Genomic DNA, 16,465 nt, shown 5'->3' on the forward strand with positions numbered 1-16,465 from the left:
GAGCATTCCTATGCGTTTAAAATTTTCATATGTGCTCGCCGCCGGTCTTGCTGCCGGAATTGGCCTGTGGATGTATTCCGGCACCTACGTCATCGGCGGACGCGAAGACAGTGCGGACGCCACACCCCCGCCGTCTGAACGGCAGGAGAAAACCGCAGACGCCCTGTTCCGAGTGCAGGTTTCCACGTTGAGCGCCACGGAACGTCAGCCGGTTCTGGAAATCCGCGGGCGGACAGAAGCCGAAGCCAAGGTGGAGGTCCGCGCCGAGACTGCAGCGCGTGTCGTCGAACGCCCGGCCGTCGAAGGCAACCAAGTCTCGAAGGGCGATGTCCTGTGCATTCTGGACAAGGGAACACGGGAAGCCAATGTGCTTGAGGCCAAGGCAGGCCTCGCCCAGGCAAAGCTCGATCATTCGGCTGCCACTCAGCTCAGTTCCAAGGGCTTCACGGCGGAAACCCGGGTCGCAGCCCTGCAGGCCGCACTCGACGCCGCTCAGGCCCGCGTGGAAGAAGCGAGCATGGAACTTGACCGCACGGTCATTCATTCGCCGATCGACGGCATCATCCAGAGCCCGATGGCGAATGTCGGCGCGCGCCTCAATGTCGGCGACGTCTGCGCCACCGTCGTCGAAACCGACCCGATGATTGCCATCGGCCAGGTGTCGGAAACGGATATCGGCCTGATCTCGAAGGGTATGGACGCGGAAGTGCGGCTTATATCCGGTCAATCGATGTCCGGTACCGTGCGCTACATTGCGCCTGCGGCCGACCCGGAAACACGAACTTTCCGGATCGAGGTCGAACTTCCGAACAAGGAAGGCATCGCCCGTGACGGGACCACGGCGCTGACCCGGCTCAAACTGCCGACCCAAAGAGCCCACAAGATCTCGCCTGCCATCCTGACATTGAACGATGCCGGCGAGCTTGGCCTGCGTGGCGTGAACGACGATCAGGTCACCGTCTTCTACCCCGTCAAGGTTCTGGGGGGCGGCGATGACGGCATCTGGGTCGGCGGACTTCCGGATACCGTGCGCATCATCACCGTCGGCCAGGACTACGTGACCGATGGCCAGAAGGTGGAACCTGTCCTCAAAACGGCCGAGGTCGCCCAATGATCGATGCCCTTGAAGCCATCCTGAGACGGCCCAAAACCGTTTTCGTCCTCATGCTGGCGCTGATCGTTGCCGGCACATACACCTATCTGACGATCCCCAAGGAAGACAGCCCGGATATTGATGTTCCGGTCTTCTACGTGTCCATCATGCAGCAGGGCATCTCTCCGGAAGACGCGGAACGGTTGCTGGTCCGGCCGATGGAGACGGAACTGCGCGGTCTCGACGGGCTAAAGGAGATCACCGCGATCGCGGCGGAGGGTCACGCGTCCATCATCCTGGAATTCGATATTTCCTTCGACAAGGACGAAGCGCTCGCGGATGTGCGCGACAAGGTCGACCAGGCAAAAGGCGAGCTCCCGGAAGATGCCGAGGAGCCGACTATTCACGAGACCAATTTCGCGCTCCTGCCGACCATAACCGTCGCCCTGTCCGGCAACGTTCCAGAGCGGACGCTCTATAACCTGGCCCGGCGGCTGAAGGACCAGATCGAGGCGATCGACACGGTTCGCTCGGCGGATCTCACCGGGCACCGGGAAGAGCTGCTGGAAATCGTGATCGACAGCCAGAAACTGGAAGCCTATTCGGTCACCCAGCAGGAACTGCTCAACACGCTGACACTGAACAACCAGCTCGTCCCGGCCGGATTCATCGACGGCGGCAACGGCCGGTTCAACGTCAAGGTTCCCGGACTGATCGAAACGGCGGATGATGTCTATTCGCTGCCGATCAAGCAGAATGGAGAAGCGGTCGTCACGCTCGCTGACGTTGCCGATATCCGACGAACCTTCAAGGACGCCACCTCCTACACCAGAGTGAACGGCAAACCTGCGATCGCCCTTGAGGTCACCAAGCGGATCGGCACCAACCTGATCGAAAACAACGCCGCGGTCCGGCAGGTCGTGGAACAGGCTTCGAAGGATTGGCCGGAAACGGTCAAGGTGAACCTGCTGCTCGATCAGTCCTCGAAGACCTTCGAGGTTCTGGGCTCGCTGCAGTCTTCGATCCTGACGGCGATTTTCCTGGTGATGATCCTGGTTGTCGCGGCACTCGGCCTCAGGTCCGCGCTGCTCGTCGGCCTGGCGATCCCGACCTCCTTCATGATCGGCTTCCTGATCCTGGGCGGCATGGGCTACACCGTGTCCAACATGGTGATGTTCGGCCTCGTGCTGACGGTCGGCATGCTGGTCGACGGCGCCATCGTCATGACCGAATATGCCGACCGCAAGATCTCCGAGGGCATGGAGGACAAGGAAGCCTATATCCGCGCCGCGCGGCTGATGTTCTGGCCGATCGTGTCGTCCACGGCAACCACGCTTGCCGCCTTCCTGCCCATGCTGATGTGGCCGGGCGTCGCCGGTGAGTTCATGAGCTACCTGCCGATCATGGTGATCATCGTTCTGTCGGCATCCCTGCTGACAGCCATGGTGTTCATTCCCGTGACCGGCGCCATCTTTGCGCAAATCTCCCATTTCATGGGCCGGTACGCGAACGGGCTTTTGGCCTTCCTCTTCGCGTCGGTTGCAGGGACCCTCGTCCTGACGGCGCCGGGGCTCGCCGGACTGTTGCCTGCATTTGTGCCCGCAGCATTTGCCGGCCTGATCCTGTTTGCCCTTGCCGGCCTCCGCGTTCGCCAGTGTCGGCTTCGCCTCCTATTTCGTCCTGCGTCCGTTCGTTCGCTGGTCCAAGGCCCGGGCAGAACGGATCCATGCGGCGGAACGCGCTGAAGCGGAAGCGGTTTCCGGCTCCACCTCCTTCGACGTCAACAAGATCGGTGGCATGGCCGGTGTCTATGTCCGCTTCCTGAAGCTTCTGGCGGGCAATCCGATCGGAAATATCGTCACGCTGGTCGTGATGATCGGCGGCAGCGTCATGATCTTCGGCGCCTTTGCCGGCAATCCCACTGGTGTGGAATTCTTCGTCGACGAAGAGCCCGACCAGGCGGTCGTCCTCGTTTCAGGGCGCGGCAACCTGTCTGCCCGGGAATCGCTCCAACTGGTCCAGGCGGTCGAGCGCGAAGTGCTTCAGATACCGGGCATCGAGAATGTCGTGACCTCGGCCAAGGCGCCTGGAGGAGCCAGCGGAGGTCAGGTCCTCGGCGGCGTCCAGGACAAGCCGGCCGACGTGATCGGCGAACTCCAGCTTGAACTGGCCGACTTCTGCTGCCGCCGGGAGGCGAAGCAGATCTTCGCCGAGATCCGTGACCGGACGGCCTCTCTTCCGGGCATCAAGGTGGAAACCCGCAAGATCGAAGGCGGCCCGCCAACGGGCAAGGACCTGCAGCTTGAGATCAAGTCCACCGACTACGACACGCTGGTGGAAAACGTCGCCAGGGTCCGTGCCTATGTGGACCAGATGGAGGGCCTGCTCGACCAGGAAGACGACCGGCCGCTGCCGGGCATCGAATGGGAAATGTCGATCGACCGGGAACAGGCGGGCCGTTACAAGGCCGACATCGCCTCGGTGGGCTCGATGGTGCAGCTGGTTACCAACGGTGTTCTGGTCGGCAAATACCGCCCGTCCGACAGCGAGGACGAGGTGGATATCCGCGTCCGCCTGCCGCAAGACCAGCGCACGCTCGACCGGTTCGATCAGCTGCGCCTTCAAACGCCGCTCGGACTGGTGCCGCTCTCGAACTTCGTGACCCGCTCTGCCTCGCCCAAGGTATCCGACATCACCCGGCGGGACGGGCTCTATTCGATGATGGTGAAAGCCACCGTCGATCCGGCGTCGGGCGCGCTGCCCGACGACAAGGTGCGCGAACTCGATCAGTGGCTGAAGACCCAGACATGGCCGGACAACATCTATCTGAAGTTCCGCGGCGCGGACGAGGATCAGAAGGAATCGGGCGAGTTCCTGATGAAGGCGATGGTGGCATCGCTGTTCCTGATGTTCATCATCCTGCTCACCCAGTTCAACTCGTTCTACCAGACGGCCCTCACCCTCTCCACGGTGATCATGTCGGTGGTTGGCGTGCTTCTGGGGCTGATCGTCACGGGTCAGAAGTTCTCGATCATCATGACCGGGACCGGCGTCGTGGCGCTGGCCGGGATCGTGGTCAACAACGCCATCGTGCTGATCGATACCTATAACCGCTTCCGCGAAGACGGGATGGAGCCGCTCGATGCGATCCTGAAGACCTCGGTGCAGCGGATCAGACCGATCCTGCTGACCACGATCACCACGATCGCCGGACTGATCCCGATGGCAACCGCAATCAATCTGGACTTCTTAAACCAGGTGACCGCCTATGGCGGCATCACCGCCGTGTGGTGGGTGCAATTGTCGACCGCGGTTATTTCCGGGCTCGCCTTTTCCACCTTGCTGACGCTGATCATGATCCCCGTGATGATCGCGTTGCCGAGCGTGTGGATGCAGTCCGGACGGCGCGCCGTCACCTGGTGGCGGGGCGCTCCCGCGACAGCAGCCGGGCCGGAAACATCCGACGCGCCGGAGGAGCCGTCCAAACAAGACGCCCCAGCCCGGGTGATCAAAATGGAAAAACCGAAACCGCCGAAGGTCCCGCCACAGGACCTGCCCAACGCGGCCGAATAGACGCTCCACCGAACCGAAACCGCCGGGACCATTTCCCGGCGGTTTTTGTTTGTCCGGAGGCTTGCCAAAATTATTGCGCAAGCGCATGATAGTTGCATCATACAACTATGCAGTTGAAGGCGATGCAGACGATCTCACCTGAAGTCATCTCCACCATCCGGGGCGCAGCCCGTGTTCTGGTCCGCGAGCACGGCTATATGGAACGCACGCTGGCGGGCACCGACCTGTCGCCCTCCGCCGTCCACACTATCATCGAACTTGGCGAGAGCAGCAGCCTGACATCGAAAGAGCTCTCAGACCGCCTGAACCTGGAGAAATCCACCATCAGCCGGCTGGTGCAGGCGCTCGAAAAGCGCGGCGAGATTACCAGCGAAAAGCTGGAAACGGACGGCCGGTCCTTCTGCATCACCCTGACCGATCAGGGGCGCAAGACCCTGGCCATCCTGGCCGCCTATGGCGAGAACAAGGTGTCCGGCGCCCTTCCCCATCTGAGCGGACCGTCGACACCGGAAGATATCGCCCGCGCGCTCGATGCCTTTGCGACCGCCTTGAAGGTTTCCAGGACCGGCAGCAGCACCGAGGCTGCGGCCACTGCCCCAGAAATTGTCGAAGGCTATCAGACCGGCATGATCGGCGATATTTCGGCCTTGCATGGGCGTACGCACGGGCCGATCGTCGGCTTCGGCCCCGCCTTTGAGAGCGTGGTCTCGGCAGCCATGGCGGAATTCATGCCCCGTCTTTCCAATCCGGTGAACAATTCCTGGAGCGTGGTCGAAAACGGTCGGGTGGTCGCCTCCATCACCATCGACGGCGAGGATCTGGGTAACAACATTGCCCACCTGCGCTGGTTCATTCTGGAGGCGCATCTCAGAGGTCTCGGCCTCGGCCGCAGGCTTCTGGACAAGGCCCTCCATCACTGCGAACGCCACGGCTTCGACGAAATTCACCTGTGGACCCTGAAGGGCCTCGACGCCGCCCGCGCACTCTACGAACGTAACGGGTTTGAACTGGTCGACGAATATCGGGGCGACCAATGGGGCAAAATGGTCATGGAACAGAAGTTCGTGCGCAAACAGACGCGTGGCTGACGCCCATCACAGCCTCCGTCATGCCATGTCGCTTCACGGAACCGCTTTGCCGTTTGGCGAGGCAACGGCATCGTTGCCCGGATCAAGTCCCGCCAAGACGGCAGTGAGTGAGGCTAGCTCGCGTCGCCCTTGTGCTTGTCGCCGAGGTGGTCGAGGTCGGTGTCCTCGCAATCGCCGTCGTCATCGCTGGCAAGGTTCCTGTCGGCCAGCAGCAGTTTGCGATGGGACTGCCAGGCAAACGGAATGGAGACCAGGTAGAGGGCGGAGACCAGCGCCACGACCTGGAACGGATAGCTGACCGTCAGGGCGACAAGCAGCACCGCGACCACGAACAGCGGCAGCACATAGTCCCGGCGGATGCGCGTGCCGACGGTCTTGCCGGAATAGGTCGGCAGGCGGCTGATCATCAGGAAGGCGATGCCGATGGTGAAAAGGGCGACGCCGGGCGCAAATTCCGGCCATTGCGGCAGAACGCCGAGAAAACCCCAATAGATCGGGATCAGCACCGTCAATGCGCCTGCAGGCGCGGGAACGCCGGTAAAGAACTGCACTGCCCAGGCGGGCTTGTCCGGATCGTCGAGGGCCACATTGAACCGGGCAAGGCGCAGTGCGGCGGAGATGGCGAAGGCAAGGGCTGCGATCCAGCCGATGGAGCCGGCTTCCTTGAGAATCCAGAGATAGAGCATCAAGGCCGGTGTAACGCCGAAATTGACGAAATCGGCCAGTGAATCCAGCTCTGCGCCGAATCTGGACGTTCCCTTCAAAAGTCGAGCGACCCGGCCGTCGAGCGCATCCAGAACGGCGGCGACCAGCACCGCACCGACCGCGAATTCCCAACGCCCTTCGTAAGCCATGCGGACCGCCGTCAGGCCGGAGCACAGGGCCAGCAGGGTCACCATGTTGGGCAGGATCAGTCGCAGCGGCACCCGGCGGAACCTGGGCTGGCGTCCCTCCCGGGCCTGCTGCCTGGAGGCGGGTTTATCGTGTTCGGTCGTCACTGTTTGGTCCCTAGCTGACCCGGGTCAGCGGCTGTGCGGTTGGATTGGTCTCGCGCAGATCCGCCAGGACGGTCTCGCCGGCAATCATGGTCTGGCCGAGAGCGACCTTCGGCACCGTGCCTTCAGGAAAATAGACATCGAGCCGCGAACCGAAGCGGATCAGGCCGAACCGCTCGCCGCCAGAAAGCGTCTCGCCTTCGCGCACGAAGCAGACGATGCGCCGTGCAACCAGGCCGGCGATCTGGACAACACCGATACGGGTCTCGCCGTTCTCGATCACAAGACCGTTGCGTTCATTGTCCTCGCTCGCCTTGTCCAGTTCCGCATTCAGGAACTTGCCGGCACGATAGGCAACACGGGTGACCTTGCCGCTCATGGGTGCGCGATTCACATGGCAGTTGAACACGTTCATGAAGATGGAGACGCGCAGGAGCGGTTCGCCGCTGAGTTCCAGTTCCGCGGGCGGACGTGCCGGGCCGACATGGCTGACGACGCCGTCGGCCGGCGATATTATGAGCCCCTCGGTGACCGGGGTGACCCGCGGCGGATCCCGGAAAAAGTAGCAGACCCAGGCGGTCACGATCAGACCGATCCAGAACAGCGGATCCGCGAACCAGCCGATGACCAGCGTCGCTACCAGGCTGATGGCGATAAACGGCCACCCTTCCCGGTGAATGGGGACAAAGGCCTTGGTTACGGAGTCGACAAGTGACATGCGGGATCCTGCCCTTCGGGACTTTCTGCCGGCCGGCGCGGCGGAGCATTTCCTCGCAGCGGCCTCGCAGAATTCTTGTGTATCGCACGACCGGACATCCTGTTCCGGCAGCACATGGAATTGGGGCTCTCTTCTAAACCCATTCGATCCGCAATTGAACCGGGAAAACCACTTCGGAACAAGCCGGGTTTTCAGGCGTCGCGGTAGTCGGTTTCCCAGTAGGGAGGCCGGCCGTATTTCGAAAGCAGGAAATCGACAAAGACGGACACTTTCGGCGGCGTGAACTTGCCGGGCGGATAGACGGCCCAGATGGCCCCTTCCCGCACAACCGGATAGTCCTGCATCACTTCCACGAGCCGGCCGTCCCGCAAATCTTCCCAGATATGGGCGATGGACTTGAGACTGATGCCGAGACCGCACATGGCCGCGTCATAGGAAAAGTCACTGGTATCGCCGGTGATAAAGGCGGAAACCTGTTGGGCGATCTCTCCGTCAGGACCCTCGAAATACCAGATCGGCATGGAGGAAATCCCAATGCAGTCGTGGTTGACGAGTTCGGCCGGACAGCTCGGCGCGCCGTTGCGGGCAATATAGTCGGGTGTCGCGCACAGAACCCGCTTGTTGCTGCCCAGCCGACGCGCCCTGAGCGTGGAGTCGGCCAGAGGTGCGCCCCGGATGGCCATGTCGTAGCCTTCCGCGACGATGTCGACGAGCCGATCGGTGAAATCCATATCGATGCGGATGTCCGGATAGAGTTCCCGGAATTCCACCAGATAGGGCAACACGTGCTTGCGGCCGAAATACATGTTGGTGGAGATTTTCAGCGTGCCGCGCGGCGCTTCGGTGCTGGCTTCCAGATGATCCAGCGCCGCGTCCATTTCCCGTAAGGCTGCCGCGGCATGGTTGAGCAGGACCTGGCCTGCTTCCGTCAGGGCCGCACGCCGGGTGGTGCGGGCAAACAATTGCGCCCCCACCTCTCGCTCCAGTGCCGTCAGACGGCTGCTTGCCGCAGAAGGTGACAGGCCGAATTCCCGGCCGGCGGCGGAGAGGTTTCCCAGAGCGGCAACGCGGGAAAAGAAACGCAGATCATCCAGGCGCATTATTCGAAAACTTCGAAAAGTGTTACCAAAACGAGCCCGATTATATCACTGCATCGATAATGAGACAGTCCCTTCAGCAGAAAGGAGACTGCCATGATACATACCGGTGATCATTACGAACATCTCGCACGCACCCACCGCGCCAGTGAAATCCGGCGGATCTTCCGGGGCCTGTTCCAGCTCCCCGCCCGTCTTGTTGATGCGCCCAAAGCCGCAGATCGCCTCTCGCCGTTCGATAAAGGTTTCCAGACCGCCTAAGCGGGCAGTTCGAACGACCCGCTATTCGACGGTTTCGCCTGCGCGCGGCCCCCGGAGGATGATGCCCAAATCGTCTTCTTCCCGGGCTGCCCGCAGGCGTTCCTCCGCCTCGCTCGCTTCGCGCTGACGCGCCCACATCGAAGCATAGAGCCCGTTTTCCGCCAGAAGGTCCGCGTGGGTGCCGCGCTCGACGATCCGGCCGGCTTCCAGCACGATGATCTGGTCGGCGCCGACCACCGTCGACAGCCTGTGGGCGATCACGAGCGTGGTGCGGTTCTTCGACACCTGATCGAGGGCCGCCTGGATTTCCCGTTCCGTATGGGTATCGAGCGCAGAGGTCGCCTCGTCGAGGATCAGGATCGGCGGTGACTTCAGGATCGTGCGGGCAATGGCCACGCGCTGCTTTTCACCGCCGGACAGCTTCAGTCCGCGCTCGCCCACCTCGGAAGCATAGCCCTGCGGCAATCGTTCGATGAAATCGTGGATCTGCGCCATGCGGGCGGCCTCTCGGACTTCCTCGTCCGTGGCATCCGGCCGGCCGTAACGGATATTGTAGGCGATGGTGTCGTTGAAGAGCACCGTGTCCTGCGGAACCATGCCGATGGCATGGCGCACGCTTTCCTGGGTGACGTCGCGCACGTCCTGGCCGTCGATCAGGATCCGCCCGCCGGTCACGTCGTAGAACCGGAACAGAAGACGGGAGATGGTCGACTTGCCAGCCCCGGACGGCCCGACGATGGCGACCGTCTTGCCGGCGGGCACGTTGAAATCGATTCCCTTCAGGATCGGCCGGTCCGGATCGTAGTGGAACCGCACATCCTCAAAGGCGATGGTTCCCGCAACCGCCTTCAGCGGTTCGGCCCCCGTCTTGTCGGTGATTTCCGCCGGCACGCCGAGCAGGTCGAACATGGATTCGATATCCGCAAGGCCCTGGCGGATTTCCCGATAGATGAAGCCGATGAAGTTGAGCGGGATGGAAATCTGCATCAGAAGCGCGTTGATCAGCACGAAATCGCCGATCGTCTGCTCCCCGGCCATGACAGCCCTTGCGGACAGCACCATGCAGGCGGCCATGCCGATGCCGAGAATGACCGTCTGGCCGAGGTTGAGCCAGGCCAGCGACGTCCAGGTTTTCGTCGCCGCCTTCTCGTACTTGGCCATGGAAACGTCGAAGCGCGCCGCTTCCATCTTTTCGTTGCCGAAATACTTGACGGTCTCGAAATTCAGCAGGCTGTCGATCGCCTTCGAATTGGCGTCGGTGTCGCTGTCGTTCATTTCGCGCCGGATGGAGATCCGCCAGTTCGACGCCTTGATGGTGAACCAGACGTAGGCGACGATCATCACCGCGACGATGGCGAGATAACTCAGGCCGAACTGGTAGGAAATCACCGCCGCCATGATGGCGAATTCCAGGATCGTCGGAATGCCGTTAAGGATGGTGAAGCGGACGATCGCCTCGATGCCCTTCACGCCGCGCTCGATCACCCGGCTGAGGCCACCGGTGCGCCGCGCCAGATGGAAGCGCAGGGACAGTTCATGCAGGTGGCGGAACGTCAGATTGGCGAGCTGGCGCACCGCGTGCTGACCGACCCGGGCGAACAGCGCATCGCGCAGCTGGTTGAAGGCAACGGCCAGCACGCGAGCCGCATTGTAGGCAAGCACCAGCATAACCGGCGCGATCAGAAACGCAGGGAGATTGCTCGTCTCACCCGTCAAGGCATCGGATGCCCAGGCAAAGAAATAGGGCGAGAGGACGGTCACGCCTTTCGCCACCACCAGGGCGACGACGGCCAGCAACACCCGTGTCTTCAGGTCCGGCCGATGCGCGGGCCAGATGTAGGGCCAGAGATTGATCAGGGTATTAAGGGTCGAACCTTCATCCGCACTGACTGCTGTCTGCTTGCTCGTGCTTGTGTCACCGGCAGTCCCCTTGTCGGCCGCATTCTGTACAGCCTGATTACTCAACGGTTTTCTCCCTGGGGTCATTCTCGTTTTCTTTGTTGTTGAGGGCTTCACCGGGACAGCCGCCCGCCTTGAGGCAGGCACTGTGTTGCTCGGAGACCCGATTGAAGAAAGCCTCGGATGCTACGGCGGCCTTGGCCAGCATATCCGTGTTCAAGTAATAACGGCAGTTCCGGCCCATCGTCTCACAGGTCAGAAGACCGGTTTCCTTGAGCACCTGCAGATGCTGGGAGACCGTGGATTGCGCCAAGGGCATACGGTCGACGATCTCGCCGCAGCAGGCCGCGTTCCGGTTTGCCAGCGTTTCAATGATTGCCAGACGTGCGGGGTGGCCGAGGGCCCGATAAACCTTCGCAAGTTCGCAATGCGCGGTGGGCGCGCAAGCAGTTTCCGATCCGCTGTCCGGCCGGAAGCCTGCAGATTTCTCCGCCATGTGACTGGCTCTCCCTCACGATTGTTCAAACCGGCGGCCGGATTGCGATCCTGCGCCGACCTTTCATCGTAGATATGCGATGAATCGCCGAAATAACAAGTCGTGCGCGTCCGCGCCGCACCATTTCAGGCGCTCAAACCTTCCGCACTCGTTATTTTCCACGATGATAACAGGCAAACGGCGCGGCTGGTTCAGCGCGCCGTCGCTCTTCTGCCGGTGAGGCTGACGCGATCAGTTCGATTCGGTCTTCCAGTTCAAATCGCCTTCGGGCGTCAGGAAGACCTGTCCGGGATAGATCAGATCCGGATTGCGGATCTGTCCCTTGTTGGCCTGATAGATCGTCGTGTACCGCGTGCCTTCGCCATAGAGGCGCCGGGAGATGGTCCACAGGTTATCGCCCTTGCGGATGATCACATTCGGCAACGGTTTGGTCACAGCGGCCCCTGACCCGCCGGCATCGGTTGCGGTTTCACCGGAAGCGATCACCTTGGTCAGGACGATCTGTTCAGCCGCCTTTTCGAATTCCACAGCAGCGCGAGCGACGACCGTGCCCTTGGCATCGCCGATCATGTCGGCGCGGACTTCCACGGTTCCAGGTTGCAGGGTCTTGCTCCCCTGCAGCAGCCAGCGCCCGTTGGCGCCAACCCCGGCTTCGCCGATGAATTCGCCGCCAACATAAACGTGCACTTTCAGGCCCGGCTCGCCGGTCCCGGCCACGTAAAGCTTGCCGCCTTCCGCTTCAACGGCCTCGACCGTCGTCTTCAAGGAGCTTCCGGCAACCGGTTCTCCAGCCGGAGCGGAGACGGTGCGGGTCGTTGGTGCCGTATCGGCCTGATCGGTCGGGCTCCCGCCGGTTGCCACCGCCGTGACTTCGACCGCCGGAGCGGTTCCGTTGGCTTCAGGCGCGTCTGCGGTTGCAGCCAGCGCCTCAGTAGAAGCGGAGGTCTCGGGCTCGGCCGTTGCGACTTCCGTTTCCTTTTCAGGCTTTGCCGTTGCCGGAGTCCCGGCCGTTTCCGGCTTTTGCGTCTCGTCGGCCGTCGTTTCAGACCCCGCCACCGACGGCTCGCCGGACGACGTTGTTTCAGGTTCCGGCTTGGTTTCCACGACCGGTTCGGCCGTTTCTTCACCCTCTGCGGACGCAACCACGGTTTCCTTGGCCGGCTCGTCCTGCCCTGCGGTTTCAACCGGCTCGGGCTTCTGCAGAATATCGGACGGACCTTCCGGCTTGTTCAGCACCACCAGCGGCTGGCTCTTGCGGTCTTCGGGAACTGACACCGCAAGGCGTTCGGTCGATTCATGAGTGACATTGCCGGCATCATCCGTGATCTGCAGGCCGACGTCGTAGTCGCCCGCTTCGAGCGGCTTTTCCAGAATGATCGTCCATTCGCCCTTGTTGTTGGCAACGCCCTTGCCGACGACTTTTCCATTCGCGGTCAGTGCGACGATGGAGCCTGGATCCGAGCGGCCCGCAACGACGGTTTCTCCCGTCGGCTCCACACCGACCGCGTCAAACGTGAGCTTGTCCGCCTTGGCGCTGACATCCGGGCCGTTTTCCTTTTGCGCCCCCGCATCGGCGGCTTCCGGCTGCGATGCGCTCGGCTCCGCCGTCCCGGTATTGGATGCAACCTCTGTGGTCACTTCTGTAGAGGAAGCGGGTGCTTCGGCGCTTTTCTCCTGCCGGTCCATATAGATGATACCGGTCGTCAGCGCTGCACCGCCCACGACGACGGCGGCTATCAGGCTCCAGATCACGCTCAGCTTTGTCATTGCCATCCCATCCGGGTTCTTTCCGGGCTTTTACCCGGCTTAGATCCGTCAATCTTCCGACCACTCAATTGTTCCGCCAGAGGACTGCCTGCGGCAGATCCTGCAAGGCTCACATTCTGTCGGCCAACCCCTGTCTAACGCCATGAATATACGTCTTTTTAGGTGTCGGCAAGAAAACCGCCCAAATCTCCGCTGCCATGCACCATCGAATGCTTGACCGGTCCGGCCGGTAATGCCACACATTCCTCATGACAATATTTTCCAGCGTTTGCGTCTATTGTGGCTCCAGCTTCGGTACCGATCCGGTCTATGAAGCGGCGGCCACGCGTACCGGTCAGTTGATCGCCGAAAACGGCCTGCGCCTCGTCTATGGCGGCGGCTCGGTCGGCCTCATGGGCACAACCGCCAAGGCGGCCCTCGATGCGGGCGGCCTGGTCACCGGCATTATCCCTCATTTCCTGGAAAAACGCGAGGCCATGCTCACGTCCCTCGACGAGTTGATCGTGACGAAGGACATGCATGAGCGCAAACAGCTCATGTTCCAGAAATCCGACGCGTTCATCGCGCTTCCGGGCGGTATCGGAACCCTCGAGGAAGCGGTTGAAATGATGACCTGGGCACAACTCGGTCAGCACAGGAAGCCGGTCGTGCTGGTCGACATCAACGGTTTCTGGTCGCCCCTGCTCAAGCTTCTCGACCATATGCGGCATCAGGGGTTCATCCGGCCGGATACGGAAGTCCCTTACCTGGTGGCCCGGAGCGCGGACGATGCGTTGCCGATGATCCAGGATGTTCTTTCCGGCAAGGACATCGAGAGCGAACCCTCCGGCTACGCGCCGATCGAAAACCTCTAAGAACCGGCTTAACGGCGGCGGCGGCGCTTACACACTCTTTGCCGCATTCCGGGAGTTCGCCTTCCAGCGCCGCCAGGAATCGAAGCTGAACACGCCGAGCGCCAGCCAGATAAACCCGAAGGTCATCAGGGTCGCGGGATGGAGCGGTTCGTGCCAGATGAACACGGCCGCGACGAAATGCAGAGATGGCGCGATGTATTGCATCAGGCCGATCAGCACCATCGGCAATCGCCGCGCCGCGGCTGAAAACAGGATCAGCGGCAGAGCGGTCACGATACCGAGCCCCGCGAGGGCCAGAAACACTGTCGGCGTGCCGAACTTCAGAACGTCGACACCCGACATGCCCTGCAGCAGCAGATAGCCTCCCGCGAGCGGTAGCAACAGCACCGTTTCCATCCACAATCCCGGCGTGGCCCGGACCGGCGTGATCTTGCGGATATAGCCGTATCCGGCAAAGCTGAAGGCCAGTAAGAGCGACACCCAGGGCAACCCGCCAAGCAATACCGCCTGTAGCGCAACGCCGACAGTCGCAAGACCGACCGCAACGCCTTGCAGGGGCGACAGCCTCTCGCGCAGGACAACGAGCCCGACCAGGATACTGACCAACGGATTGATGAAATAACCCAGGCTGACGTCGAGCACCATTTCATGCTCGACGGCCCAGACAAAGACCAGCCAGTTCACCGCGATCAAGCCGGCGGAAATGCAAAGAAGGCCGACAAGACGCGGTTCGCGGGCAATTTCGCCGATCTCCCGGGTCCGGCGCATCACCATCAGGAACACACCGACGAAGAGCACGGACCAGACGATGCGCTGGGCGACCACGATTTCAGGCGCCACCGTATCGACCAGCTTGAAATAGCCGGGCAGAATGCCCCATAGCCCGTAGGCACCGAGCGCAAAAAATAAGCCGGTGCGGGTTTCGTCAGGCGCCGATTGGGCCGGTGCCGCCTGTGTCATGGACTTGTACCAATCGTGGTTGATTGCGCTCCGGCAAACGGGCCGGCCTGTTCGCCCTTCAGGTGCGTCAGGCCGCCTCGGCTTTCAGAAGCGCATAGGTGATGGAATCGACCAGAGCCTGGAACGATGCATCTACAATATTGCTGGACACGCCGATTGTGAACCAGCGCCGGTGACGTTCGGTATCATGGCTTTCGATAAGCACGCGCGTGACCGCCCCGGTACCGCCGTTCAGGATGCGGACCTTGTAGTCGACCAGCTCCAGTCCCTCTATCGCAGACTGGTATTTGCCCAGGTCCTTGCGCAGGGCCTTGTCGAGCGCGTTGACCGGGCCGTTGCCTTCGGCGACCGACATGCGGGCCTCGCCATCGATGTCGAGCTTGACCACGGCTTCCGATACGGAGACCAGATCGCCGATCGCGTTGTGGCGCCGCTCCACCATGACCCGGAAGGAATTGACGTCGAAGAACCGCGGAACCTCGCCAAGGGCCTTGCGGGCGAGCAATTCGAAGGAGGCATCGGCGGCTTCATAAGCATAGCCGTCCGCTTCCTTCTGCTTCACTTCCGCAAGCAGCCGGTCGAGGCGCGGATCGGACTTGGCGACCTTGATGCCGAGCCGCTCCAGTTCGCCGAGCAGATTGCTCTTGCCGGCCTGGTCGGAGACCAGCACACGGCGCCGGTTGCCGACAGCCTCCGGTGGGATGTGTTCGTAGGTTTGCGGGTCCTTCAGGATCGCCGAGGCGTGGATGCCGGCCTTGGTGGCAAAGGCGGTTTCGCCGACGTAAGGCGCATGGCGGTCCGGCGACCGGTTCAGCATCTCGTCGAAGGCATGGGAGATGGAGGTGATCTCGGCAAGCTGGTCGTTGGTCACGCCGAGTTCGTACTTCTCCGCGTAGGCCTGCTTCAGTTTCAGCGTCGGGATCAGGGTGATCAGATTGGCATTGCCGCAGCGCTCGCCGATACCGTTGAGGGTGCCCTGGATCTGGCGCACGCCGGCATCGACGGCAGTCAGGGTGTTGGCAACCGCATGGCCGGTATCGTCATGAGTGTGGATACCCAGATGGTCTCCGGGCACAACCGCCCTCACCTTGCCGATGATCTCCTTGACCTCGTCCGGCAGCGTGCCGCCGTTGGTGTCGCACAGCACCACCCAGCGTGCGCCGGCCTCGTAGGCGGTCTTCGCACAGGCGAGCGCGTAGTCCGGATTGGCCTTGTAACCGTCGAAGAAATGCTCACAGTCGATCATCGCTTCCCGGCCGGATGCGACCGCTGCCTTCACCGTATCGGCGATGGATTCCAGATTTTCCTCGTTGGTGCAGCCCAGCGCCACGTCGACATGGTAATCCCAGCTCTTGGCGACAAAGCAGCAGGCATCGGCCTTAGCCGCCAGGATTTCCTGCAGGCCTGCGTCGTTGGAAACAGAACGGCCGGCGCGCTTGGTCATGCCGAAGGCGGTGAACGTTGCCCGGTTCGTCCTCTTTTCGGAAAAGAACTCGCTATCGGTCGGATTGGCGCCCGGATAGCCGCCCTCCACGTAGTCCACGCCCAGCCGGTCCAGCAGCTCGGCAATCGCGATCTTTTCGGTCACGGAAAAATCGATGCCGCTGGTCTGCGCGCCGTCGCGGAGCGTGGTGTCGAAAAGGTAGAGGCGTTCCCTGGTCATT

14 protein-coding genes are annotated in these 16,465 nt (G+C 61.9%); 6 read left to right on the forward strand and 8 right to left on the reverse strand.

The features are described from left to right. Positions 1–10 precede the first annotated feature (10 nt). The 4 genes from ABIN98_RS20505 to ABIN98_RS20520 all read left to right on the forward strand — a co-directional run bounded on the left by ABIN98_RS20505 (position 11) and on the right by ABIN98_RS20520 (position 5,754). On the forward strand, positions 11–1,114 hold the full coding sequence (locus ABIN98_RS20505; RefSeq protein ID WP_346912598.1) for an efflux RND transporter periplasmic adaptor subunit: 1,104 nt from the start codon (positions 11–13) through the stop codon (positions 1,112–1,114). Further along, entirely contained in the window at positions 1,111–2,838 is a 1,728-nt protein-coding gene (locus ABIN98_RS20510; RefSeq protein ID WP_346912600.1) for an efflux RND transporter permease subunit, read from the forward strand. Before ABIN98_RS20505 ends, ABIN98_RS20510 begins: the two co-directional genes overlap by 4 nt. Continuing rightward, positions 2,726–4,666, forward strand: coding sequence for an efflux RND transporter permease subunit (locus ABIN98_RS20515; RefSeq protein ID WP_346912602.1), 1,941 nt, complete (start codon positions 2,726–2,728; stop codon positions 4,664–4,666). Before ABIN98_RS20510 ends, ABIN98_RS20515 begins: the two co-directional genes overlap by 113 nt. A gap of 122 nt (positions 4,667–4,788) precedes the next feature. Then, complete coding sequence (locus tag ABIN98_RS20520) at positions 4,789–5,754, forward strand: helix-turn-helix domain-containing GNAT family N-acetyltransferase (protein WP_346912604.1); 966 nt, start codon at positions 4,789–4,791, stop codon at positions 5,752–5,754. Positions 5,755–5,867: 113 nt separating this feature from the next. On the opposite strand, the gene ABIN98_RS20525 is transcribed toward ABIN98_RS20520, so the two are convergent. The 3 genes from ABIN98_RS20525 to ABIN98_RS20535 all read right to left on the reverse strand — a co-directional run bounded on the left by ABIN98_RS20525 (position 5,868) and on the right by ABIN98_RS20535 (position 8,567). Further along, complete coding sequence (locus ABIN98_RS20525; protein WP_394701579.1) at positions 5,868–6,680, reverse strand: CDP-alcohol phosphatidyltransferase family protein; 813 nt, start codon at positions 6,678–6,680, stop codon at positions 5,868–5,870. An 82-nt stretch (positions 6,681–6,762) separates the two neighbouring features. Continuing rightward, entirely contained in the window at positions 6,763–7,467 is a 705-nt protein-coding gene (locus ABIN98_RS20530; protein WP_346912608.1) for a phosphatidylserine decarboxylase, read from the reverse strand. A 191-nt stretch (positions 7,468–7,658) separates the two neighbouring features. Next, complete coding sequence (locus tag ABIN98_RS20535) at positions 7,659–8,567, reverse strand: LysR family transcriptional regulator (protein WP_346912610.1); 909 nt, start codon at positions 8,565–8,567, stop codon at positions 7,659–7,661. Positions 8,568–8,660: 93 nt separating this feature from the next. Between ABIN98_RS20535 and ABIN98_RS20540 the strand changes: the two genes are divergently transcribed. Further along, positions 8,661–8,825, forward strand: coding sequence for a hypothetical protein (locus ABIN98_RS20540; RefSeq protein WP_346912612.1), 165 nt, complete (start codon positions 8,661–8,663; stop codon positions 8,823–8,825). Between the two features lie 21 nt (positions 8,826–8,846). Here ABIN98_RS20540 and ABIN98_RS20545 read toward each other — a convergent pair whose 3' ends face one another. The 3 genes from ABIN98_RS20545 to ABIN98_RS20555 form a co-directional block, all read right to left on the reverse strand. Beyond that, the gene (locus ABIN98_RS20545; protein WP_394701580.1) at positions 8,847–10,682 is read right to left on the reverse strand and encodes an ABCB family ABC transporter ATP-binding protein/permease; all 1,836 of its coding nucleotides are present in this window, start codon (positions 10,680–10,682) and stop codon (positions 8,847–8,849) included. 100 nt (positions 10,683–10,782) lie between these two features. Further along, positions 10,783–11,220 (reverse strand): metalloregulator ArsR/SmtB family transcription factor, encoded by a 438-nt coding sequence (locus ABIN98_RS20550; protein ID WP_346912615.1) that lies wholly within the window; start codon positions 11,218–11,220, stop codon positions 10,783–10,785. 231 nt (positions 11,221–11,451) lie between these two features. Then, complete coding sequence (locus ABIN98_RS20555) at positions 11,452–12,987, reverse strand: Ig-like domain-containing protein (RefSeq protein ID WP_346912616.1); 1,536 nt, start codon at positions 12,985–12,987, stop codon at positions 11,452–11,454. 248 nt (positions 12,988–13,235) lie between these two features. Between ABIN98_RS20555 and ABIN98_RS20560 the strand changes: the two genes are divergently transcribed. After that, positions 13,236–13,841, forward strand: coding sequence for a TIGR00730 family Rossman fold protein (locus ABIN98_RS20560; RefSeq protein WP_346912618.1), 606 nt, complete (start codon positions 13,236–13,238; stop codon positions 13,839–13,841). Positions 13,842–13,868: 27 nt separating this feature from the next. Here the strand turns inward: ABIN98_RS20560 and rarD are convergent, their stop codons facing one another. After that, positions 13,869–14,801 (reverse strand): EamA family transporter RarD, encoded by a 933-nt coding sequence (rarD, locus tag ABIN98_RS20565; RefSeq protein ID WP_346912620.1) that lies wholly within the window; start codon positions 14,799–14,801, stop codon positions 13,869–13,871. 67 nt (positions 14,802–14,868) lie between these two features. Continuing rightward, positions 14,869–16,464, reverse strand: coding sequence for a citramalate synthase (gene cimA / locus ABIN98_RS20570; protein ID WP_346912622.1), 1,596 nt, complete (start codon positions 16,462–16,464; stop codon positions 14,869–14,871). Position 16,465 lies beyond the last annotated feature (1 nt).

The sequence above is a fragment of the uncultured Roseibium sp. genome, from assembly GCF_963675095.2.
Lineage (GTDB): Bacteria > Pseudomonadota > Alphaproteobacteria > Rhizobiales > Stappiaceae > Roseibium.

Bases quoted from the DNA above. Each gene is read 5' to 3' on its own strand.
- ABIN98_RS20505 (WP_346912598.1), top strand. From the start codon at position 11: ATGCGTTTAAAATTTTCATATGTGCTCGCCGCCGGTCTTGCTGCCGGA.
- ABIN98_RS20510 (WP_346912600.1), top strand. From the start codon at position 1,111: ATGATCGATGCCCTTGAAGCCATCCTGAGACGGCCCAAAACCGTTTTC.
- ABIN98_RS20520 (WP_346912604.1), top strand. From the start codon at position 4,789: ATGCAGACGATCTCACCTGAAGTCATCTCCACCATCCGGGGCGCAGCC.
- ABIN98_RS20530 (WP_346912608.1), bottom strand. From the start codon at position 7,467: ATGTCACTTGTCGACTCCGTAACCAAGGCCTTTGTCCCCATTCACCGG.
- ABIN98_RS20535 (WP_346912610.1), bottom strand. From the start codon at position 8,567: ATGCGCCTGGATGATCTGCGTTTCTTTTCCCGCGTTGCCGCTCTGGGA.
- ABIN98_RS20540 (WP_346912612.1), top strand. From the start codon at position 8,661: ATGATACATACCGGTGATCATTACGAACATCTCGCACGCACCCACCGC.
- ABIN98_RS20550 (WP_346912615.1), bottom strand. From the start codon at position 11,220: ATGGCGGAGAAATCTGCAGGCTTCCGGCCGGACAGCGGATCGGAAACT.
- ABIN98_RS20555 (WP_346912616.1), bottom strand. From the start codon at position 12,987: ATGACAAAGCTGAGCGTGATCTGGAGCCTGATAGCCGCCGTCGTCGTG.
- ABIN98_RS20560 (WP_346912618.1), top strand. From the start codon at position 13,236: ATGACAATATTTTCCAGCGTTTGCGTCTATTGTGGCTCCAGCTTCGGT.
- rarD (WP_346912620.1), bottom strand. From the start codon at position 14,801: ATGACACAGGCGGCACCGGCCCAATCGGCGCCTGACGAAACCCGCACC.
- cimA (WP_346912622.1), bottom strand. From the start codon at position 16,464: ATGACCAGGGAACGCCTCTACCTTTTCGACACCACGCTCCGCGACGGC.